The organism is Spiroplasma endosymbiont of Colias croceus, from assembly GCF_964020095.1.
Classification (GTDB): domain Bacteria; phylum Bacillota_I; class Bacilli_A; order Mycoplasmatales; family VBWQ01; genus Spiroplasma_E.
In genome coordinates this window covers 87,694-107,395 of sequence record NZ_OZ026536.1, presented here as the reverse complement: position 1 = coordinate 107,395, position 19,702 = coordinate 87,694, and the positions used below count along the sequence as shown (strand labels likewise).

The window sequence follows — 19,702 nt, the reverse complement described above, 5'->3', positions numbered from 1 at the left end:
TTTAAAAGTAAAATCAAGGAAAAAAGGAGTAATTAAAATAATGAATATTATTGAAGAAGAATATAATTGAATTTTTAATTTTTTAGAAAAGACAAATTCAAGAGAAACAACTGAACAAATAGTTAAAGAAAAAATTGAACTTGCAAAAAGTACAATTACTGATATAAATAATGAAATAATAAAAATTAAAAAAGAACCAAAAATAAAAAATTTTTTTATTACAATTTTTACTTTTGGAAAAATTAATAAAAACAAAGAAAATAGAATCAAAATTATGCAAATAAATGAAAAAATAAATAAACTTAAAAAAGTGATTATAAAATGAGATTTATTTTTTGAAAAAAAATGAAAAAATGAAAATTGTCAAAAATGAGTAAATAGTATAAATAATAATCAAATTCAAACTAATGAAAAAAGTAATTATTGCTCAAATAGTCGTACAGTTTTATAAAATTTAAAAAAGGAGTAATTTAATATGGAAACATGAAAAGAAACGATTAATGTTTTATTAGAAAATCAAACAGAACTTGAATTAAAAATTAAAAATGCTGATGATAATTTGCAAACAAAAGAAAATAAAATAGAAATTAAAAAAAGAAAATTTTTTAGTAAAATAATAGATAATTTTAAAAATAAAAAAGTAGAAAATGGAATTGATGTTTTACAATATAATTTTGATGAAGAAAAAATAAATTTAATGGAATTACAAAATCAAATTTCAAAAAATCAATCTAAACCATATTCACCAAAAATATAATAAAAATAAAGGAGAAATAATTTATTATGAAACCATGAATAAAAACAAATTTAAGTAAAATAACATTAGCATTAGCACTAACTGGTGCTATCAGTGGAGTAAATGGTTTAATAATTGGTTCAATAGCACATCATAAAACAAATGATTTAACTTATTTTTTAGACCATGATTATAATGCTCACTGGGGGGGCTTCTATTTGAGAAAGTCAAAGAAGCGACCATTATAAAATAGATTTATATTTTGCAATTAAACCAGCTAATAATAATGATAAAAAATGAGATGGCAATTATCCTAATGGATATTTTGATAATTAAATTTCTAAATTAATGTATGAAATATTTTCGTTATATTTATCAAATAAATTAATACTATTTAAATTTATTTCTTGTTTATTAGTTATTAAAACTAAATCATAATTTCCAGCACCAAATATACCACTAATTTCAATTCGATTTAAGTTATTAATCGGATTTTCTATTTGTAAATCAAATTCACTAATATTATCAATTTGTGAAATTTCTTTATAAAATTGTAATTTAGAAAATAATTGTGATTTATTTGAACCATATAAATTTAAAGCGTTTTCAATTTTATTATTATTAATAATTATTTTTGTAAAGTATTTGCCATATTCACCATTACCTAATGTTCAGTCAGCAGGAATTAATGACGGTATATTATTACTTTCTAATTCATTTGTAATAGATAATCAGTTAAATTGATTATCATCAAGTTTAAATAATTCATTTTGACTAATGTCGTTATTTTTTAGTTTAATGTTATTCATGTCTGTAAAGTCAAAATATTCTGATTTTAAAATTACTTTTGCATCTTTAAACTCTCAAACTTCATCAGAATTTCTATGAATTGGATTAGATTTTAATTCAAAATAATATGGTAATAAAATTTTATCATCATCATTTAAACCTTTGTTTATTGACATATTAGAATAAATATTGTTTGATAACATAATAATTATTTTTTTAAGTATTTGTACTTGTGGTAAATTTATATAATTTGGATAATCTAATTTTCATTGTTTAAACAAATTGCTAATTACTTCTTCAGGTTTTTGACTCTCAAATTTTGCTCTCAATTTATCTAATTCATTTGGTTTTTTTGTTGGGTCTAAACTTGCACCATCAAAATTTCTATTATATGTATAAGTGTAAGTTAACATATCTAATAATACTTTTTGTAAACTATCAATTGGTGGTCTATATTTTATTTCTAATTCAACATCATGAAATTTATTTGTTGTAGAAATAAATAAATTATAGTTACCTGCTAAAAATCATGACTCTAATTTTGTATCTTTTAATTCTAGTTCATCAGATAAGGGTCATACTTTTGAATTTTTAGTAACATCATAACCAATTTTAGCATTAGTTACTCTTGAATTATTAATAATTTCTTTTCTTGTTTCACTTCCACCACCAATAGCAATTAAATCTAAAACTGATTTTTCTTTTCCTATAAATTGTTTTGCTAAATTTCAAGGTAAGATTTGTTCACTAAATCATTGTTGTAATATTCTAACTTTTGGTTGAGTTTCAATAGGCATTGATAACAGTGGAAATGCTATCTTATCTTTAACAAATAACTTTGGGTATACTTCCATATTGTCAACTTCACCAAGTACCTTTATATTGCCAAAAATCATGCTTCTAGGGGCTTTAATTTTTAAACCAATTACTTTGGTATCTTTATCTAATGGTTTTTGTAATTTAATAATGATTGGATAACCATCTCTTGTTTTAAAATCTTTAATTTTAATAATAGTAATACTTTTAGTACTTCTTGTTTTTGGATTTTGATAAGGTTGGGAATAATTATTAATGATATATAAATTATCAATATTATTTTCAGTTAAAGGTTCATTAATAGAAACTGCATATAATTTAAATTGATTTAATAAATTTATTTCTTGAAATATTAAATTTTTAATATCAGTCATACTATATTCAATTGTATTATCATTAATATTAGTACTTGCTCTTTGATTTAATTGCATAGTAAAATCAGATGTTTCAACTGCAATAGTTTTTAATACTTTATCAATATCAATAAAACCTATTTTAATAGTATTTGCTGAAAATCTTAAACTATTATTTTCATTATTTTTAAATAAACGTTCAATTTCATAAATATATATAGTTCTTTTTTTAAATTCATCGTATGCTCTATTAATATCTGGGTCACTAGTAGCACTCATCATATTAGTAAAATCATAAGGAATATTATCAATTAAATAATCATTTTCTACTTCTGCTTGATTAAGTTTAGTTTGTTTCTGTGGAAACTTCGTTTGTGGTTTGTTGTTGTTTTCCATTGTTCTCTCCTATTAATTGGTTATTTTCGGGATTAAATAATTTTAATTTAACAGTTAAATTATTAATTTCTTGTTCATCATTAATATTAAATGTTTTACTATTTAATAAATCTTTATCTATGCTTACTAAGATTTGAATAAATTTAAGAATATCAATATTAAATTGTCATAATTTTTGTTCAATATAATTAATAGTTGAAATATTTACTGCTGTACTTTCGGGAACTGATTGTTGTGCAGATTTCTTTTGAGTTGGTATATGAATACCACAACGTTTAAATATTTCATTAACATTTCAATCATATATATCAGTTAAATTTTTACCTTTGAAATTACTACTTGTCATATTAATATTTTCATTTTGTTCATTATTATCTCCACCACTTTTAAATATGTAGTTTTTAGTAACCAAAGTTCTTACTGCATCTTCTAATGCTGATTGAACATTACCATAAGTTTGACTAAATATAAATTTGGGTGAATTTAAAATTGTATCTAAAACAATTTGTTCATAAATAACATCTAACGCTTTAATTTTATCCATTACTTTATTGCAATCTGCTAGCTCATTTGCTTTATTTCGCATAATTGCTATTGGTATATAGTTAATATTTAGTGTTTGTTCTTGTTCTAAATTTGAATTATTAATGAATGATTTAAAATCTAATGGAAATTGTTTTTTATTATCACTAATACTATAAATTGCACGATTAATAGTTACTTGTTCATTATTTAATGTATAAATTTCAAATAATCTTACAGTTTGTGCATTTTGTTGATAACTATCATAAAAAATAGTACATTGAATTAATTTACCAGTAATATCATAAACTCTTTGTTGTATATCAACTACTTGAAAATATAAATCATCATTAGCAATATAAATTAAATAACCACTAATTCCTAATTTGCTTAACTTAAAAATAGAATTTCAATTTTTTCTATAAAATTCTTCTTGAATTAAATATTGTTTAATAGTTTCATTATTAATGTCTAATGGAGCATTATATAAATTAGCATTATTTTCTGCTACAAAATCAGTGAAATAAGTTTCATGATTAAAATCATTAAAACCAAAATAATTTAAAATTGAAGCATGAGTACTTTTATTTTTATTAGTTAAAAATTTTACTTTTTCATTTTGATTATCACTAATATTACTTTTATCTTTTCTAAAAAATCTACCTAACATAATATTCACAACCTTTTTAAAAAATTTGATTAATTTTTAATACAATTTTTACAATAATAAATATAATTAAACCAGCAACAGCAGAAGATAATAAAACTCCAATTAAACCTAAAATAATTTTTATAATTTTAAAAAACATAATCTTATTCCTGTAATTCTTCTAATTTATATAAAGCAGATGTGTTATATATATCACTTGTAGTAATACCAACAATTTTTCTTGATTTGGTATTATTAGGAACGTGTTGATAAGTAATTGCCCCAGTTATACCATAATTAAATTTAATAGTTCCAAAAAGATAACATATTATTGGTGAAAAAGATAATTGATAAGGTAATGGTTGCGGTCTAAATAAAATTTCTAACTTTGGTGCATAACTATAATAAGGTTCTTTATTGCCGGTGTTATTATAAGTCAACTTATATAATTTATTAGGAATTAGTTCATAACCAATTTGTTTTTTATCACTTGTTAATGTCCCTACTTCTTTTCATTTTGAACATGGACAAGGACTTGGTGTTGGATTATTTTTTAATTCAATATCTCAATTATTTTCTTCTATTTCATTTGTTTCTAAACTTTTTGAATTAATTTTTATAGGTTTATCTATATTAATTACACTTGGTGAAGTAATATCTAATGTATTACTTTTAATTCTATAAATTTTATTATTTGTCTTAGGCTTATATATTTTAGTTCCTAGTTTATTTTCATCTAGATTAGTTACTATTCAAGAATTACCATCAAAATATGATAGTATTAATTCATCATTTTCGGGTTGGACACTTAAATGAGCTTTAATTTCATTAGTAGAATTTGAATAATAACCTGCTGAATCAATAGCTACATTATGAGCTGTTGGTACTGCACCATAAAAGAAAAATACTCCTTTAAGTCCCTGACCGTTTGACATATTAGGTGACCAAAAAATTTGATAATATGTATTTCTTGTTAAAATCATTGATTTTTGCTCTTCTCATTGTGGATTATTTAAAAAATCTTGTGGTGTTACTAAATAAGAACTTACAGATATTACATTATCTTCTGTAATATTAATGCCATGACCAGTACTTAATTTATTTTGTTTAGTATTAGTTAAAGTTGTAATATTTTTTTGTTGTTTAGCAGAAAAATCACATGTTGGTGCATGTGTATAATCACCAATTTGTGGATTATTTTGTAATGCTTCGGGTGGTAATGTACCAATTTCATCAGGTCAATCTAAAATCATTGTTTCAGTTTCTTTATCATAATCTGTTGCAACATAACCTTTATTAATAAATTTACTAACAGGACCTCTATATATTTCATTTTCATTATCATCAACTAAATAATCATATAATTTCATTTGTTTTAATAATGTAAATTCTTTTTGTTCTTTTATTAATTCATCAACTTGATTTCTAGTATAAAATGCTTTTAAGTCAATTTTTTCAACATCTATTTCATCATCATTATAACTTGAAAATACTTGTTTTAATTCTGTTAATCTTGCTCATATTTTCATTCTACTAGGTGCTAAATCTCAAACATTAATTGTAGGAGTACTATTTGCACTAAATTGAATACCATTATTAAATTGAATAGTAGCATCAACATTAAATTCAATTGGTGTACGATTAAATACTCAATGTTCAACCATAACATAAACCATATCTCTTAATGTTTCTTTAATTAATTCATCTTTAAAACTATCAAAAGGAAATTTAGATAAAATAAAATCAAGATAAGCATTAATATCATTTTGCGCGCGAATAGCAAAAGTTTTAAATCAATCATTAACATTAGGTCATGTTTGTATATACTGCTGTGGTGTTTCTGTAATTTTTCCAGTTAATGGATATCAGTTATTATAATTTTCAAGACTGACATCAGTTCAAAGTTTATTAATCATAATTTATCATTCCTTAAAAAATGCTTGTTTATAATGATGAGTATGTTTTTTTGTTTTTTTATGTGTTATATGCTCAATTTCTTTTTGTATTTTATTTTTACCTTTTTTTAATTTTTTCTTACTTTTTGCTATAACTTGACTATATGCAAATTTTTCTAAATGATGTAATAATCCTGTACCAAATAAAGTATTTACTGAAAATTTTAAACTAACATTTTTAAATGATTTGTTAATATTTTCAATAGGATTATTAATAACATTTACTACTTTATGATAAGTTCTAATAGTTCTAAATATTTCTCTATATACTTTAAAACTATCTCTAATTACTTGTTGCACGACTGGTGGAGCAAATGCTATTGCTTTTAATCATTTATTACGATTAACACCATAACCAATGTATCAACCACTATATCAACGATATCAATGAAATGGATGTATTTGTGTAACAAAAGTTTTTGCTTTAAGAATACTATCAACAACTGTAATTGGTTTATATTTAGGATTACGATGATAAATAGTAATTGCACATTTATCTAATGACAAAGGTTGAATTTTACAACCCATAAATACTGGTGAATTTAATGGAATTAATTGTGCATGTTTAATTGCTCTTTTTTCTGCACTAGTAAATAAATCAGTTGCTTTTTCTTTTAATTTATTAATTTTTTCAAATGCTTGTTTTTCTAACTTTTCAAATTTTTCTTGTAATTTATATATACTTTCTCTTATTTTTTCAAAATATGGTGTATCTTTTCAAAATTTATTTAAACCTTTTTTTAAATAAAATCTAATATCAAAATATTTAAAAGTTTGATTTGCTTTTAAAACAAGTTGATGAATAATATTATTTTTAAAATTAAATTTAATAGAATTAGCACGAATTTTTTGTAAATCTAAAATTAAAGTTTTTCCATATCTATTTTCTGTATGTATTGTATGAACTAAATTTAATCAATCATGCTGATTCATAGATAATACTTTTTTTAAATCAGTATTAAATTTTTTTAAAAAGTTATTTGCTTTTTCAATATCTTTAATTTTAAATTTAGGAGTTAATTGTGGACTTAGTTTTATTAATGTATTTTGTAATAATAAGTGTTCCATTAATTTTTCTGTTTCTAGTTTTTGAAAATTATTTTTATATTGTCTTTCAGCAACATAACCTAAATCTCGTAATACTGTTTCACTATTAGGAGTAAAACTATAATTCATTAAATAACGTTTATTACCAATAATTTTATCTGTTAAAATTTCTTTTCTACTTACTTGACTAATAACTTCTTGTAAGTTTTTTGCTTCCTTAATTCCAACTTGTTCTAATGTTTTAGTTTTTTGTGCTAATTTAATGAATTTAGTTGTACGATAACCACGACTAATTTTATTAAGTCCAGCAAATGCAGGTAATAAATTTAAGAAAGTATTTAATTTTGTTACATTTCCTTTTAAATAATCATAAACTTGATTAATAGTAAAATCAGTTGTTGCATAAATACCAAAATTAATAGTACTTGCAATAAAATCACTTGCACCTAATCCAAGGGCTACACTTGCACCTAATCCGCCAGTAAAAGGAGCAAGTGCTACTGCTATAACTTGTACACCAATCATTTCTAAAATTTCTCATCAAAAACTTTTATTTTCTTGTTGTTTACTTATTCTAGTATGTTTTGGTTTATTTATGTTTAAAAGTATTGCTGTACTAGTTGTACCAATTGGCATGATATTAATTTCCTTTATTTAAGAGTTATTTTAATTGGATTTGTTGAACCTTTATAATTTAAGTCATTAACATTTGCACTAATAGTTATATATAAGTCACCTGCTTTTTGTTTTTGATTACTTACATTAGTTTTTCCTTGTGCATCACTAAAATATTTAATAGTTGGATTTGTTAAATTTGGATTTAATGATTTAAGTTCATTAGTACTTTTTATTTGTGTATTTAATTCACTATTATTGTTATTAATATTTGCAGTAATATCAGTTGTTAAACTTGTAATTTTAGTTTTTAAATCAGTTTTTTCTGTTTTAATAACTCCACATAACATTCAACGTGATGTTGTTTCATTATTAGAAATATATGGTATTGCTTCTCCAACAACTTCACCAGCAACTTTATATGCTCTTCCTGCTTTATCATCTTTAATAAAATCTACATAAATAACTGTATTTTCTATCATGTATCTTTTCATCGCTCTTGGTGTTGCTAAAATAAAGGTCATTAATTGTTGTTCATTTTTATCATTAGTAAAAATCATATAGTCATCAAGAACGATTTCACATAATACACCTTTTACATATAAATTATTTCCATTTAAACGTAATTGTTGTGCCAACTGATTATCGGTAATTAAACCTTTATTATCTGCTAAATAAACTAAACTATCATAAAGACCATTAGTAATAAAAAATTTACTATTTACAATGTTTCTAAATTGAAACAAAGTATTTCAAGCAGATAACATTGATTTTAAATAGCCTACTGGTGTTGTATCTTCAATATCGATTTTAGTAGCAAATTTTGCAATTGCTTGTGTATCATCAATTGCCAATTTATCTGCTAAATCATTTGCAACTTCATATTGCATACTATCTAATAAATTTTGTGCATTATTTGCTTTTAAATCTACATCTGCAATAATTTCTCCTGCAAGATATTTTTTAGTTATTTTTTTACTAATTTTATCTGTATCAACATATGGTAATTCATATCTTTTACTTTTATCATCCCAAGCAATAATTTTTACTTCCGGTTTTTTTGGTTTTTTAACAATAAACTCAATATTTACTGAGTCAACAATTTCAGTAGGGAAAAAGTTTGCCCATGGACTATTTGAAATTTTAAAAAATTCTATAAATTCTGGCGCTTCTACTAATCTCTCTGTATTGTCTAAATTTTGATTAAATGGTACTGACATTTTATTTCTTCCTTTCGTTTATAAATAATTTTTCTTTTTATAATTAATTAAAAAATTTTCTTTATCATTTGGTTTATTATTAATAATTATTTGTTTATTGCCACCTGTATTAATTGTTTGTTTAAATATTGGTTGCTCTTTAATCATTTTTTTAATAGTTTCTTCAATATTTGAATTTTCTAAATTATTAGTTTTAAATTTTAAATAATCATAAAATTCAGTTTTAACTTGATATTTTTTAAATATATTAATCATTTCTTTTTCTTTAATTTCTTGATTAAGTTTATTTAACTTATTTTCTGCTTCATTAACTTTATTTTCTATTTCTTGTGAAGAAGCATTATTTTCAGTTAAAGGTTCAGTTGTTTGTTGAACATTATCTTCATTTTCTAACATTTAACATTCTCCTAATCTTATCCCAATAATCAATCTTTAACTAATTGTGGCATTTCACTTATTAGTTTTTTATAATCATTAACTGCATTTTCTAATGTATCAATATCAGAAAATTTAAAACAATTATCAATATGTAAATCAAAATCTCTATCAATACTAATATCTTGTTTTCTATATTTTTCATTAAATTCAATTTTTGTCATATTATTTTTCTCCTTTATTAATCTTTTCATTTAATTTTGCTAATTTTTTTTGATGTTTTATAATTTTGTTATTTGCTCTAACATGTTTTGGAGTTGTGATAAATCTTTTTAATAAAACAATAATTTCTCTGCAAATTAATGTTCCAACACTTGTTCCAATAATTATTAATTCATGTAAAAATTCTTTCATTTCAAATTTTCCTTTCAACTATTTATTGTTTATTTTTGATTATTCATCAAATTCACCTTTATTAATTCTTTCAATTATTGATTGTGAATTACTTATAACTTCTACTAATACAGATAATTTTTTTTCTAATTCTTCTATTTGTTCGTTATATGTTTTTATTTCATTATTATAATATTCAAGTAATTTTTCTTTATTCATTATTTTTCACCTCCTTTATAAACTCATGTGATTATAATCTCATCTTAAATTTGATTCACTAGTAGTACCATATTCACTTACACTATCATTAATAAGATTTGCAGTTTCATTATTAAATGGTGTTTCTTGCATTTCTTCAATATGATTAGTTGTTTCCAATGGTAATAAATTATGGATTATTTCACTTGCACCAGCAATTATGGTAGGTACTGCATAAGCATTATTAAAATCATTATTTATACCCATTGCTACACCACTTGATATTAAACAACCACCAGTTGCCATATTTGCTATCTTTCTTATATTTTGAAATCTATTAGGTATTAATTCAGTTAAACCACTAATAAGATTTGAAATACCATAAGCATTTAATGAAATATAAGTATCTCAATCCATTAATGACTGATGTTCTTGTTTATTTAATAATAATCATGGAGGACCTTCTGTTGTAGTTGTAGTAGTTATTGGAATTGGTGTTGTTGGAATAATTGGAGTAATATTATTCTCTGTTCATTTACTATAATTTGCTAAACCAATTGTTCCTAACCCTAATAATATTTTTTTACTACTATTAACTAATTTATTTTTAGTATTTGGTCTTTGATTTAAATTTCAAATATCTAAACCTAATTTTTTACCAAATAATAAACTATTAATTGAACCTAATACTGGATTTGCAATCACTTGACCATAATAAGCACTTGTACCAATCATTGCACAAATTGGACTTATACCAGTTCTAATTAATTTAGTTAAAGTATAATTTGATTGATTTTCTATATTTGGCATTTTAATCTCCTTTAATTTTCTAATTTTTTAATTGTGACTTTAATTCAACCTTGATAAACATCATTATCACCAACTATTAATGCAACATTACTTTCTGGCTCAGAAACAATTATGTGTTTTGATTTAACATTTGGGTATTGTCTTAAAATAATTGCTCTAATATCATTACTTGTATGAATTGCTTTTGGAAATGGTGATAATATTTCAATTTCATCTTTATTTTCAAACAAAGTAGGTAATATTATCATTAATTATTCTCCTTATTTTTAATTTGATTAGCAATTTCACTTAATATTTTCAATACTTTATATTCATTTTTTAATTCTTTAATAATAAATATTAAAATTATTATTAGTGTTATACTTGTTATTAATATTGGTGCTATTAATAAAATTTTTCATAATATCATTTTTTACTCTTTTCATTTTTTAAATCATTTAACATTGATTGAACAAAATGCACGATTTTTAGGAATATTTAAAGTATTAAAAATTTGACCAGTTACTAAAATTTCATCATTTTTGTTTAATAAAATACATCGTCTATAAAATTTTGGGTTATTAAAAATTAAAGTAACATAATTTAATCCATTTCATTGACCACGAACACTATAATATAATTCCTTATTACCTTTTTCGTAATATTTTGCTTCAATAGTATTACTCAGTTTTACTTTTAATTTGACATAATTTTCTTTATCTTTCATTTTTATAATTTCCTTAAATAATTATCAAAAATCAATATTTTCTTATGATTTTTTAAATAATATTGAATATGCTTATAAGCATCTTGTTCATGTTTTGTTAATTTTATATTTCCTTTATAATCTGTTATTTTATTTTTATTTTTTGGGTGGTTTTCGAAATAATCTCAATTCATAACATCTTGTACTAATACCATTAATGCACCAATGATTTTAGGCGTTGATAATGGATTAGTTAGTAATTGTTTTGAATTTAAAAAGAAATTTTCTACAATAACTAATATTTTTTTATCAATAAATTTTTCTTTAATTAATTGCAATTTTTCTTTATACATATTTTTAGTTCATAAAACAGTTAATGTATTAAATGTTTCATTAAAAACAATATTATTAGTTTCATTTGAATATATAACTATTCCATTATTACCAATTCCTGCTGGGTCAATTCCAATAATTAAGTCATATTCCATTATTAATCAAATTCTCCATTTTTAATTCTTTTAATTAATTCATCAATACCTTTTATATTTGGGTCTCTATTTGAAGATAATAAAAATTGTTTTCCATTATAAGCATTTGCTCTATTATTAATTAAATATTTAATTAATTTTTCTTTATATTCATTAATTATTTCTTTTTTAAAATCTTCTCTTAATTTTTCTATATTATTTAAATGTTCTTTTGTTATTTCTTGATTACGTTTTTTATTATATTCATTAATAATTTCTTGGTCTTTATAAGAAAATGGTTTTTGTTTATTCATATTTATACCTCCCACTTAACCTCTAATAACCGTTTTAATAATTTCTAAATCACAATTACATCAACAATATTTACATTCTTCAATAAATTCTTTATGACCACAAACTAAATTATATTTTTTTAAATGATCAATCAGTTTAATTAGCCCTATTTTAAATTCAATATCATCACTGTCTGGTATGCAAATCATTCCTCTTTTAGTTAAATATTCTTTATCCATATTTATACCTCCTACTTAACTTAATATTTAAAATACAGTCATAACAAATTGCTTTACTATTTTTATCTCTTAAAAAATATTTTCTTGTTTTTATATCATTAGTATTAAAGAATAAATAATCTAATTTATTTTGTTTACATGTTCAACAAAAATACTTTTTCATTATGATTTGAAATTTCCTTATAAGAAGTAACTATATAATTAATTGCTAAATCATTATGCTTATATGGATTATTTATTTTAAAACCTTTTCTGTTTTCTTCTCACGTAATGTTATATTTAAAACAAGGATTAGTAATTTTAGTTTTGTTATCAGTTATTTCACCCATAAATCAACTATTATGCTGTTCATAAAATGTTAATGGTTCAAGTTTTATATCATTAAGATAATATTCTTTTGGAGTAATTGGTTTATTAACAGTTATTTTTTGGTCTTTAATATATGGTTCTAATAATTTTGTTAATTCATCACCATTTAATTCTCTTTTAATATTTTCAGAATTAAAAACTCAATATGTGTAATTATTATCAACAATAAAAGAATTATTTTTAATCATTCATTTTGGAAGTGATAATTTATATTCAACATAATCAATAAGAATAGATTGTGGTTTATCTTTAACAATTTGTTCTTTTTTAAATTCTATTTGCATAATAATCCTTTCCTAATATGTTCTGTTGCTTCTAGCATAAAGAACATATATTTTGATTTTTAGATTATTAATAATACTACTATTCGTTTTATTAATTCCAGCAATTCTGGGCTCAAAAATAAATTATGAAATTTTAAAAAACATTAAGGCATTCGATTCAATATTTATTTAATTTATGTTTAATAAATTAATATTTTAATTGAACCGGCACCGCTTAATTTTTTTTACAAGTTTGAAATTTATTTTCTCGCCCAAAAAATTTTTCAAAAAAATAAAAAATAAAACCAACACTTGCTCACTGGGGAGTGGCAAGGTTGGTTAAATAAAGAATAGAATTAATACAATAGGTCCCTACAACAGGTCTATATATACTAGTTTCCAATTCGCTCCCACCCCAAGAATTACCATTTCTGGTTAGTATATTTTATTAGGTATCACTCCACTTATTATTTATCCATGCAAGTCCACATGCTCTAGCTACTATTTTTAACAACTGTGTTGTAGTTCACTTTTTTAGTTCCCTAACACGTGTTGATAATAGCGTTAAAGAGGTTTATTAAAAATTTTAAAATTTTACAATTACAAAAAAAAGACAAGATTATTTCTTGTCTTTTTCCTTTGATAATAATTTTTTAAATGTATATTTTTTAAAATACGTCGAATATAAATTTAAGGGTAAAAGAGAATTTAATTTGTCTATCATCATTTTGAAATGGTAATGTTGGAAAGAATTTATTTATCTAGTAATTCATCTTCCTACTTTTTTGGGAACCTCCCTAGTATTTTGTACTGGTAAAAAGAAAAATGGAAAATTAATTAATAAAAGAGCTGTATGTAAAATAAGAATATCAAAAACAGAAATTGGTGCAGAAAAAACAGCAAAATTAATTCAAACATATGGTAATTTATTTTTTGAAAATTTTGACCAAGCAAATTTAATAGTTTGTGGAGATAGTGCAAAATGAATTAGAAAAACTGCTACAATTTTAAATGCTAAATTTATTTTAGATAAATTTCATGCTTTTCATGTTTTATTTCTTGGAATAATGGCTGGAAGAAGAAAAAATAAAATAGCTAAATTACACTATGAAAATGCCATAAATTTATTTGCCAAAGGTCAATATTATGAATTAATTGATTTTTTACAATCACTAACTTTACAATATAAAAAATTAAAAGTTGGTTATTTTATTAATGCAAAAGATGGTGTATTAAACCAAGCATTAGTTGAAAATATTGGTTGCTTTACTGAAACTAATATTAAACAAATTTTAAAGCATATGATTGGTGATAGAACATATAACATTGATATGTATACAAAAATGGTTAATTTTAAATGCTATCAAATAAATACTGCCATCCAGTTATTATAAATTAAAATTAAAGATTTTAAAAAACCAAAAATAAAATAAAACTTATTAAAGTAAACTTTAATAAGAATTTTTGAGTTATAAAAATAAGTATTATTGTTGACTAATATTTTTCAAGTGTTAAGATTAACATACAATTGCATATTAAAGTCAAAATTATTCTCGTCTAACTTTATAATTTTAAGACAAATTTGAATATTATTGACAACATCGGTACGCTCCCTTTTATTTTTTTATTTGAAATAATAATTTTTGTTGTATTTTAATGAAAAAAAATAAAACATATTTTGAACAATAATTTTTAAAAAATATTAAAAGTGTTATTAAAATAAATTTTTAAACTTAAAAAATGTGATTAATATCATAGTTTTGCAAGAAGTCTAATATATAATCAAAAGTTTTAAGCTTATAAATAATGCATATTTTCCAGATAATTAAATTATCTGGAATTTAAAATATTATTTACTTATTTTGTAATTTTTTATTTTATGATTTGAATTTATAATTTACAAATTTTGTAAAATGAACGAAGAAAGAGATTTAATAATTAAGTTTTTTGTTAAAAATTATCATATAATTAACAATGAACATCTTAATTATGGAGAAAAATATGAATAAGGATATGTATTTAATTAGAGCAGTAGAAATGGCAACAATTGCTGCTTATAAATTTATTGGTCGTAAAAATAAGAATGCTATTGACTTTGCTGCTGTTGAAGCAATGACAATTATGTTAGATAATGCCCCTATTAAATGTCGTATTATCGTTGGTGAAGGTGAGTTAGATCAAGCACCAATGTTATTTGTTAATCAAGAGTTAGGAAAAGGAAAAACTTTAACTTATGATTTAGCAGTTGATCCAGTAGAAGGTACTTATCCTGCTGCTTATAATATTGCTGGTAGTATTGCTTGTTTAGCAGCAGCACCTAATACTATTTTAAAGTTACCAGAAATGTATATGGAAAAATTATTTGTTGGACCCGATTTACAAGATGCTATTAACAATGAAGATGATTTTATTACTAATATTAAAACTATGCAAAAAATGAAAAAACATAATGATTTAATTGGTATTATTTTAGATAAACCAAGACATCAAAAAATAATTGAAAAGTTGCATGATTTAGGTATTATTGTTCGTTTAATTGGTGATGGTGATGTGCTTGCTGCTATTGATGTTATTAATAAGGAAGCAGATTTTGTTTATGGTATTGGTGGTGCTCCTGAAGGGGCATTAATGGCAGCATTAGCATTAAGTGCTGGCGGCAATATTAAAACTAAGTTAATTTCCTATCAAACAATATGACCCACTGATGAAGATACTAAAATTCGTATTAATATTGAAGATATTGCTATTAAAAAATATAAATTATCATATAATAAATATTATTTTGCTAAAGATTTAGTAAAAGATGAAAATGTCCGTTTTGTTGCAACAGGTTTAACAGCTGGCGGCAGTTTAAAAGTATTTAAATATTATTATGGTACATATTATTTAAATACTTCTTTTGTTTCACATGGTGTTGTTAGAAATATGGAAGTTACTTATAGTGTTAGTCAGGTTAATAAACTATTGCCAAGTGTTAAAAAAATTATGAAAATATATAATAGACTTCTTGCAAAACTATGATATTAATCACATTTTTTAAGTTTAAAAATTTATTTTAATAACACTTTTAATATTTTTTAAAAATTATTGTTCAAAATATGTTTTATTTTTTGTCATTAAAATACAACAAAAATTATTATTTCAAATAAAAAAATAAAATATTAAATTATCAAATATATTTAAATTAATAATTGTAAATTATAAATTGAAGCTATTAAATTAAATCTTAATGCAAATTTTTTTCTTCTATTTCGATATTTTTCACTAATAATTTTAAATTTTTTAAGAATCGCAAAAACATGTTCAATAACAACTCTCATTTTTGAAATAGCCTTATTATTTTTCTTTTCTTCTTTAGTTAAAGGGTTTTTCTTTGATTTTCGTTTAGGTAATAAGACATTTTTATGTATGTTTTGTATACCTTGATATCCTAAATCTACTAAAATAGTTGTTTCTGATAAAAATTTCGTTTTTGAATTTTTTAAAATTTTAAAATCATGATTTTTACCATAAGAAAAATAAGAACTTATAATTTTTTTACTATCTTTTTCAATTATGACTTGAGTTTTTATTGTATGTTTTTTCTTTTTTCCTGAATAATATTGTTTTTGACTTTTTTTGGGCGTTGAATAGTACTTTCAGTCACATCAATGATAACTGTTTTATCTTTAAAATTATTATTTAACAGTGATTTTTGCCCATCAAGTTGTTGAAAATCAGGATGTTTTATTAAAGTATTTTCTATTCACTTGATATTCCTATAGCAACTACTTTCACTAATTCCATAACTTTTAGCAATATGAAAATAAGTTCGATACTCTCTTCAATATTCTAAAGTCATTAATAAACGATTTTCTAATGATAATTTATTAGGTGTACCACCATTTTTAAACTTTTTTACTTCTTCTGTCTTTAAAATTTCTAGAATTTTATTAAAAATAATATCATTTATACCAGTTAATCTTAATAATTCTGGATTGTTAATAGTTTTTAATTTATCAAATATCATAGGACATATTCCGTAATTAAATTTAATTAATTGTCAATAAAATTGTTTTAAAACTATTTAGTGTTATTGAATATAGAAATAAATATTTTTTGAAAAAATAGTTTAAAAAATGAGTTTACATTTTAAACAAAAAATTGTTAATAATATTTTTATATTAACTCGATAAAAATTTAAATTTTAAAAAAATATTTTTAATATTTTTTTTATTTTAATGGTTTTATTTTATTAAAAATTTCACAAAGTAAGTTAAATCTTAAGTACATAAGTCTAAATTTAGATTTTCTACATTTATTTACTAAAATTTTGAATCTTTTCAATCAAGCAAAGACATGTTCAACTTTAATTCTAATTTTAGATACAATCTTATTGTATTTTTATAAATATTTTGTATACCTTGATATCCTAAATCACCAATAATTATTGTTTTTTCTGAAAATTCAAGATTTGAATTTTTTAATATTTGAAAATCATGCACTTTACCATTATCAGCAAAAATATCAACAATTTTTTTATTAAAAAAATCATATACAATTTGAAATTTTATAGAATACATTCAACTTTTACCAGAAAAATATTCTAACTGTAGTTTTTTTTAGTTGGTCTTTCAATTTCAATCTCAGTTGAATCAATTAAATAAAATTGAAATTCATTTGAATTTTCTTGTTTTTTATCAATTTTTAATTTATATCTTTCTTTTAAAAATTGGTAATCTTTGTGGTTACTAAGTTTATTTTCTACTCAAGTAATATTTCGAAAACAACTTGATGGGCTCATTTTAGATTTAATACTCATTTGAAAAAAAGTATAATATTCTTTTCAGTATAATAAAGTCATCATTAATCTTTCTTCTACTGAAAGTTTATTTTTTCGACCTTTATTTTTTTCTAATTTTTCTATTTCAATTAATTTTTCTAACATTTCATTAAAATGAAAACGTTTTATACCAAAATATCTATAAAATTCTTCATTTTTTAATTTTTTTAAATTTTCAAAAATCATTTTTATCAACACTTTTCTAAATTTATTGTTAATAACAAAATTATAAAATAAATTTTAAAATTATTAATTGACTTTTAAAAAATTTAATTACGGAATATGTTTATAGATTACCTATCTTTTTTATTTTTAATTTTATTTTAAAAATTAAATTTTTAATAGATAGGTTTTGCAAGAAGTGTATTATATCAGACATTGGTTCAGGTGGAATGGCAACACTTTTTAGGACTATTTTTTGGTAAACATTTGTTGTTGATATTTAACTGGAGTTAAGTAGTTTAAAGTGCTGTGAATTCTTATATTGTTATATCAATTGATGTAATCAAATAATTCTAATTTTAATTGGATTAATGATGTAAAATTTTTATCATTAATAAATTCGGTTTTAAAAGTTTTAAAAGTTGCGTCAGCAACAGCATTAGCATAAGGACAACCTTTTTTACTTAAAGAACGGTTAATGTTGAATGCTAGTAAAAGTTTATCAATAATTTTATTGTTAAATTCATTACCGCGATCACTATGAAATATTTGAATATCTTTTAAACAGCGATTTGATTGCATAAATGCTTGATGTACTAATGATGCATCTTTTTTAACTCCAACACTATGTCCGATAATTTCGCGGTTAAATAAGTCTATTAATAGGCAAATATAGTTTCACCTACCATTAACTTGTACATAAGTTAAATCACTAACAATAACTTCATTTTTAATCCTATTCTTAAATTTTCTATTAACAAGATTAATTATTTGACTATCGTTAACTTTGTTATTATGATTTTTGAATGATAATTTAGTATATTTTGATATTAAATTATATTCATTCATAATTTTTTTAATTTTTCTGCGCGATAAATAAATTTCTTGGTTTTCTAGAATTTTTTTTAATCTTCTAGTACCATAAACTTCTTTATTTTCTTTAAAAGCACTAATAACAGCTTCATCATAAATATTATTTTTGATTTTATTTTCTTTTTTCTTTAAATTAAAATAATATGTTGATTTAGATATTTTTAAAAAACGACACATTGTGCGAATTTTATATTTAACTTTATTTTTGACAATAATTTCTATTTTCTGCCTATTATTAGTGCTGCTTGCTTTAAAATATCATTTTCCATTCGTAATTGCTTTAATTCTTTTCTTAATTTAATTAATTCATTTTCTTCAAAAGAACGATTATCTTTAGTTTTAAAACTTCCTGAATTACTAAATTGCTTAATTCAATTGTAAGTAGCTGCTCTTGTAACATTATATTCTTTAGCAAGGCAAGATACTGATTTGCCACTTTGATATAAAGCTACTATTTGTTTTTTAAATTCATCGGTATATGAGTTAATATTGGCCATAATTATAGTTCCTTTCTTTTAACAAATTTGTTTACTTGTCTACGTAATTAGTGTCCAATAAATTGTAACCCATCCAAAATTAATAATTTTCAAAATGAAGTAAATGATAGTGAACCGTTAATTACTAGAAATAATTCTTCAACTTCATTTTCATTAT

28 protein-coding genes are annotated in these 19,702 nt (G+C 22.1%); 5 read left to right on the top strand and 23 right to left on the bottom strand.

The annotated features are described in order from the left end of the window. Positions 1-40 precede the first annotated feature (40 nt). From AACL24_RS00625 to AACL24_RS00615, 3 genes are read left to right on the top strand one after another with little or no spacing between them, the layout of a single operon-like run. Positions 41-451, top strand: coding sequence for a hypothetical protein (locus tag AACL24_RS00625; protein WP_339047990.1), 411 nt, complete (start codon positions 41-43; stop codon positions 449-451). 24 nt (positions 452-475) lie between these two features. Then, on the top strand, positions 476-757 hold the full coding sequence (locus AACL24_RS00620; protein ID WP_339047988.1) for a hypothetical protein: 282 nt from the start codon (positions 476-478) through the stop codon (positions 755-757). Positions 758-783: 26 nt separating this feature from the next. Beyond that, complete coding sequence (locus AACL24_RS00615) at positions 784-984, top strand: hypothetical protein (RefSeq protein ID WP_339047986.1); 201 nt, start codon at positions 784-786, stop codon at positions 982-984. An 84-nt stretch (positions 985-1,068) separates the two neighbouring features. On the opposite strand, the gene AACL24_RS00610 is transcribed toward AACL24_RS00615, so the two are convergent. The 19 genes from AACL24_RS00610 to AACL24_RS00520 form a co-directional block, all read right to left on the bottom strand. Next, positions 1,069-3,090 (bottom strand): hypothetical protein, encoded by a 2,022-nt coding sequence (locus AACL24_RS00610; RefSeq protein ID WP_339047984.1) that lies wholly within the window; start codon positions 3,088-3,090, stop codon positions 1,069-1,071. Continuing rightward, entirely contained in the window at positions 3,041-4,282 is a 1,242-nt protein-coding gene (locus tag AACL24_RS00605) for a hypothetical protein (RefSeq protein WP_339047982.1), read from the bottom strand. Before AACL24_RS00605 ends, AACL24_RS00610 begins: the two co-directional genes overlap by 50 nt. 16 nt (positions 4,283-4,298) lie before the next feature. Continuing rightward, positions 4,299-4,421: a hypothetical protein gene (locus AACL24_RS00600; protein ID WP_255495889.1), complete on the bottom strand. Its 123-nt coding sequence runs from the start codon at positions 4,419-4,421 to the stop codon at positions 4,299-4,301. A gap of 4 nt (positions 4,422-4,425) precedes the next feature. Then, positions 4,426-6,177: a hypothetical protein gene (locus tag AACL24_RS00595; protein ID WP_339047980.1), complete on the bottom strand. Its 1,752-nt coding sequence runs from the start codon at positions 6,175-6,177 to the stop codon at positions 4,426-4,428. Between the two features lie 3 nt (positions 6,178-6,180). Then, positions 6,181-7,899, bottom strand: coding sequence for a hypothetical protein (locus AACL24_RS00590; protein WP_339047978.1), 1,719 nt, complete (start codon positions 7,897-7,899; stop codon positions 6,181-6,183). A gap of 14 nt (positions 7,900-7,913) precedes the next feature. Then, complete coding sequence (locus AACL24_RS00585; RefSeq protein ID WP_339047976.1) at positions 7,914-9,098, bottom strand: hypothetical protein; 1,185 nt, start codon at positions 9,096-9,098, stop codon at positions 7,914-7,916. An 18-nt stretch (positions 9,099-9,116) separates the two neighbouring features. Then, on the bottom strand, positions 9,117-9,494 hold the full coding sequence (locus AACL24_RS00580; RefSeq protein ID WP_339047974.1) for a hypothetical protein: 378 nt from the start codon (positions 9,492-9,494) through the stop codon (positions 9,117-9,119). Positions 9,495-9,511: 17 nt separating this feature from the next. Further along, the gene (locus AACL24_RS00575; protein ID WP_339047972.1) at positions 9,512-9,727 is read right to left on the bottom strand and encodes a hypothetical protein; all 216 of its coding nucleotides are present in this window, start codon (positions 9,725-9,727) and stop codon (positions 9,512-9,514) included. Continuing rightward, positions 9,699-9,887, bottom strand: a complete 189-nt coding sequence (locus AACL24_RS00570; protein ID WP_174481134.1) for a hypothetical protein — start codon at positions 9,885-9,887, stop codon at positions 9,699-9,701. Before AACL24_RS00570 ends, AACL24_RS00575 begins: the two co-directional genes overlap by 29 nt. Positions 9,888-9,926: 39 nt before the next feature. Beyond that, complete coding sequence (locus tag AACL24_RS00565) at positions 9,927-10,085, bottom strand: hypothetical protein (protein WP_339047970.1); 159 nt, start codon at positions 10,083-10,085, stop codon at positions 9,927-9,929. A 15-nt stretch (positions 10,086-10,100) separates the two neighbouring features. Next, positions 10,101-10,874: a hypothetical protein gene (locus AACL24_RS00560; RefSeq protein ID WP_339047968.1), complete on the bottom strand. Its 774-nt coding sequence runs from the start codon at positions 10,872-10,874 to the stop codon at positions 10,101-10,103. Positions 10,875-10,885: 11 nt separating this feature from the next. Continuing rightward, positions 10,886-11,122, bottom strand: a complete 237-nt coding sequence (locus tag AACL24_RS00555; RefSeq protein WP_339041654.1) for a hypothetical protein — start codon at positions 11,120-11,122, stop codon at positions 10,886-10,888. Beyond that, on the bottom strand, positions 11,122-11,283 hold the full coding sequence (locus tag AACL24_RS00550; RefSeq protein WP_174480256.1) for a hypothetical protein: 162 nt from the start codon (positions 11,281-11,283) through the stop codon (positions 11,122-11,124). The genes AACL24_RS00555 and AACL24_RS00550 overlap by 1 nt, the downstream gene beginning before the upstream one ends. A gap of 3 nt (positions 11,284-11,286) precedes the next feature. After that, a complete protein-coding gene (locus tag AACL24_RS00545) occupies positions 11,287-11,580 on the bottom strand; it encodes a hypothetical protein (RefSeq protein ID WP_338961988.1) in 294 nt (97 codons plus the stop codon). Positions 11,581-11,582: 2 nt separating this feature from the next. Then, positions 11,583-12,047 (bottom strand): hypothetical protein, encoded by a 465-nt coding sequence (locus AACL24_RS00540; RefSeq protein ID WP_339047966.1) that lies wholly within the window; start codon positions 12,045-12,047, stop codon positions 11,583-11,585. A 2-nt stretch (positions 12,048-12,049) separates the two neighbouring features. Beyond that, positions 12,050-12,340, bottom strand: coding sequence for a hypothetical protein (locus tag AACL24_RS00535; RefSeq protein ID WP_339047964.1), 291 nt, complete (start codon positions 12,338-12,340; stop codon positions 12,050-12,052). 15 nt (positions 12,341-12,355) lie between these two features. After that, positions 12,356-12,559 carry a hypothetical protein gene (locus AACL24_RS00530; RefSeq protein ID WP_339047962.1) on the bottom strand — a complete coding sequence of 68 codons (204 nt, stop codon included), beginning with the start codon at positions 12,557-12,559 and terminating at the stop codon, positions 12,356-12,358. Between the two features lie 134 nt (positions 12,560-12,693). Further along, positions 12,694-13,212 (bottom strand): hypothetical protein, encoded by a 519-nt coding sequence (locus AACL24_RS00525; RefSeq protein ID WP_339047960.1) that lies wholly within the window; start codon positions 13,210-13,212, stop codon positions 12,694-12,696. Between the two features lie 214 nt (positions 13,213-13,426). Then, the gene (locus tag AACL24_RS00520) at positions 13,427-13,594 is read right to left on the bottom strand and encodes a hypothetical protein (RefSeq protein ID WP_339047958.1); all 168 of its coding nucleotides are present in this window, start codon (positions 13,592-13,594) and stop codon (positions 13,427-13,429) included. A 382-nt stretch (positions 13,595-13,976) separates the two neighbouring features. Between AACL24_RS00520 and AACL24_RS00515 the strand changes: the two genes are divergently transcribed. Then, positions 13,977-14,585, top strand: a complete 609-nt coding sequence (locus AACL24_RS00515; protein ID WP_339047956.1) for a hypothetical protein — start codon at positions 13,977-13,979, stop codon at positions 14,583-14,585. 607 nt (positions 14,586-15,192) lie between these two features. Continuing rightward, positions 15,193-16,218 carry a fructose-bisphosphatase class II gene (locus tag AACL24_RS00510; RefSeq protein WP_339047954.1) on the top strand — a complete coding sequence of 342 codons (1,026 nt, stop codon included), beginning with the start codon at positions 15,193-15,195 and terminating at the stop codon, positions 16,216-16,218. Between the two features lie 152 nt (positions 16,219-16,370). Here AACL24_RS00510 and AACL24_RS00505 read toward each other — a convergent pair. The 4 genes from AACL24_RS00505 to AACL24_RS00490 form a co-directional block, all read right to left on the bottom strand. Beyond that, positions 16,371-17,200 (bottom strand): IS5 family transposase gene (locus tag AACL24_RS00505; RefSeq protein ID WP_339047952.1). Its coding sequence is split into 2 segments (ribosomal slippage): positions 16,371-16,804 and positions 16,804-17,200, totalling 831 coding nucleotides; the frame shifts between segments, so codons are not numbered across the junction. A 295-nt stretch (positions 17,201-17,495) separates the two neighbouring features. Continuing rightward, positions 17,496-17,753, bottom strand: a complete 258-nt coding sequence (locus tag AACL24_RS00500) for a transposase (protein ID WP_339047950.1) — start codon at positions 17,751-17,753, stop codon at positions 17,496-17,498. A gap of 23 nt (positions 17,754-17,776) precedes the next feature. Beyond that, positions 17,777-18,199, bottom strand: coding sequence for a transposase family protein (locus AACL24_RS00495; protein WP_339045912.1), 423 nt, complete (start codon positions 18,197-18,199; stop codon positions 17,777-17,779). Between the two features lie 225 nt (positions 18,200-18,424). Next, a protein-coding gene (locus AACL24_RS00490; RefSeq protein ID WP_339047948.1) for an IS3 family transposase occupies positions 18,425-19,545 on the bottom strand; the annotation gives its coding sequence in 2 pieces (ribosomal slippage) (positions 18,425-19,302 and positions 19,302-19,545; 1,122 coding nt in all). Positions 19,546-19,702: the final 157 nt, after the last annotated feature.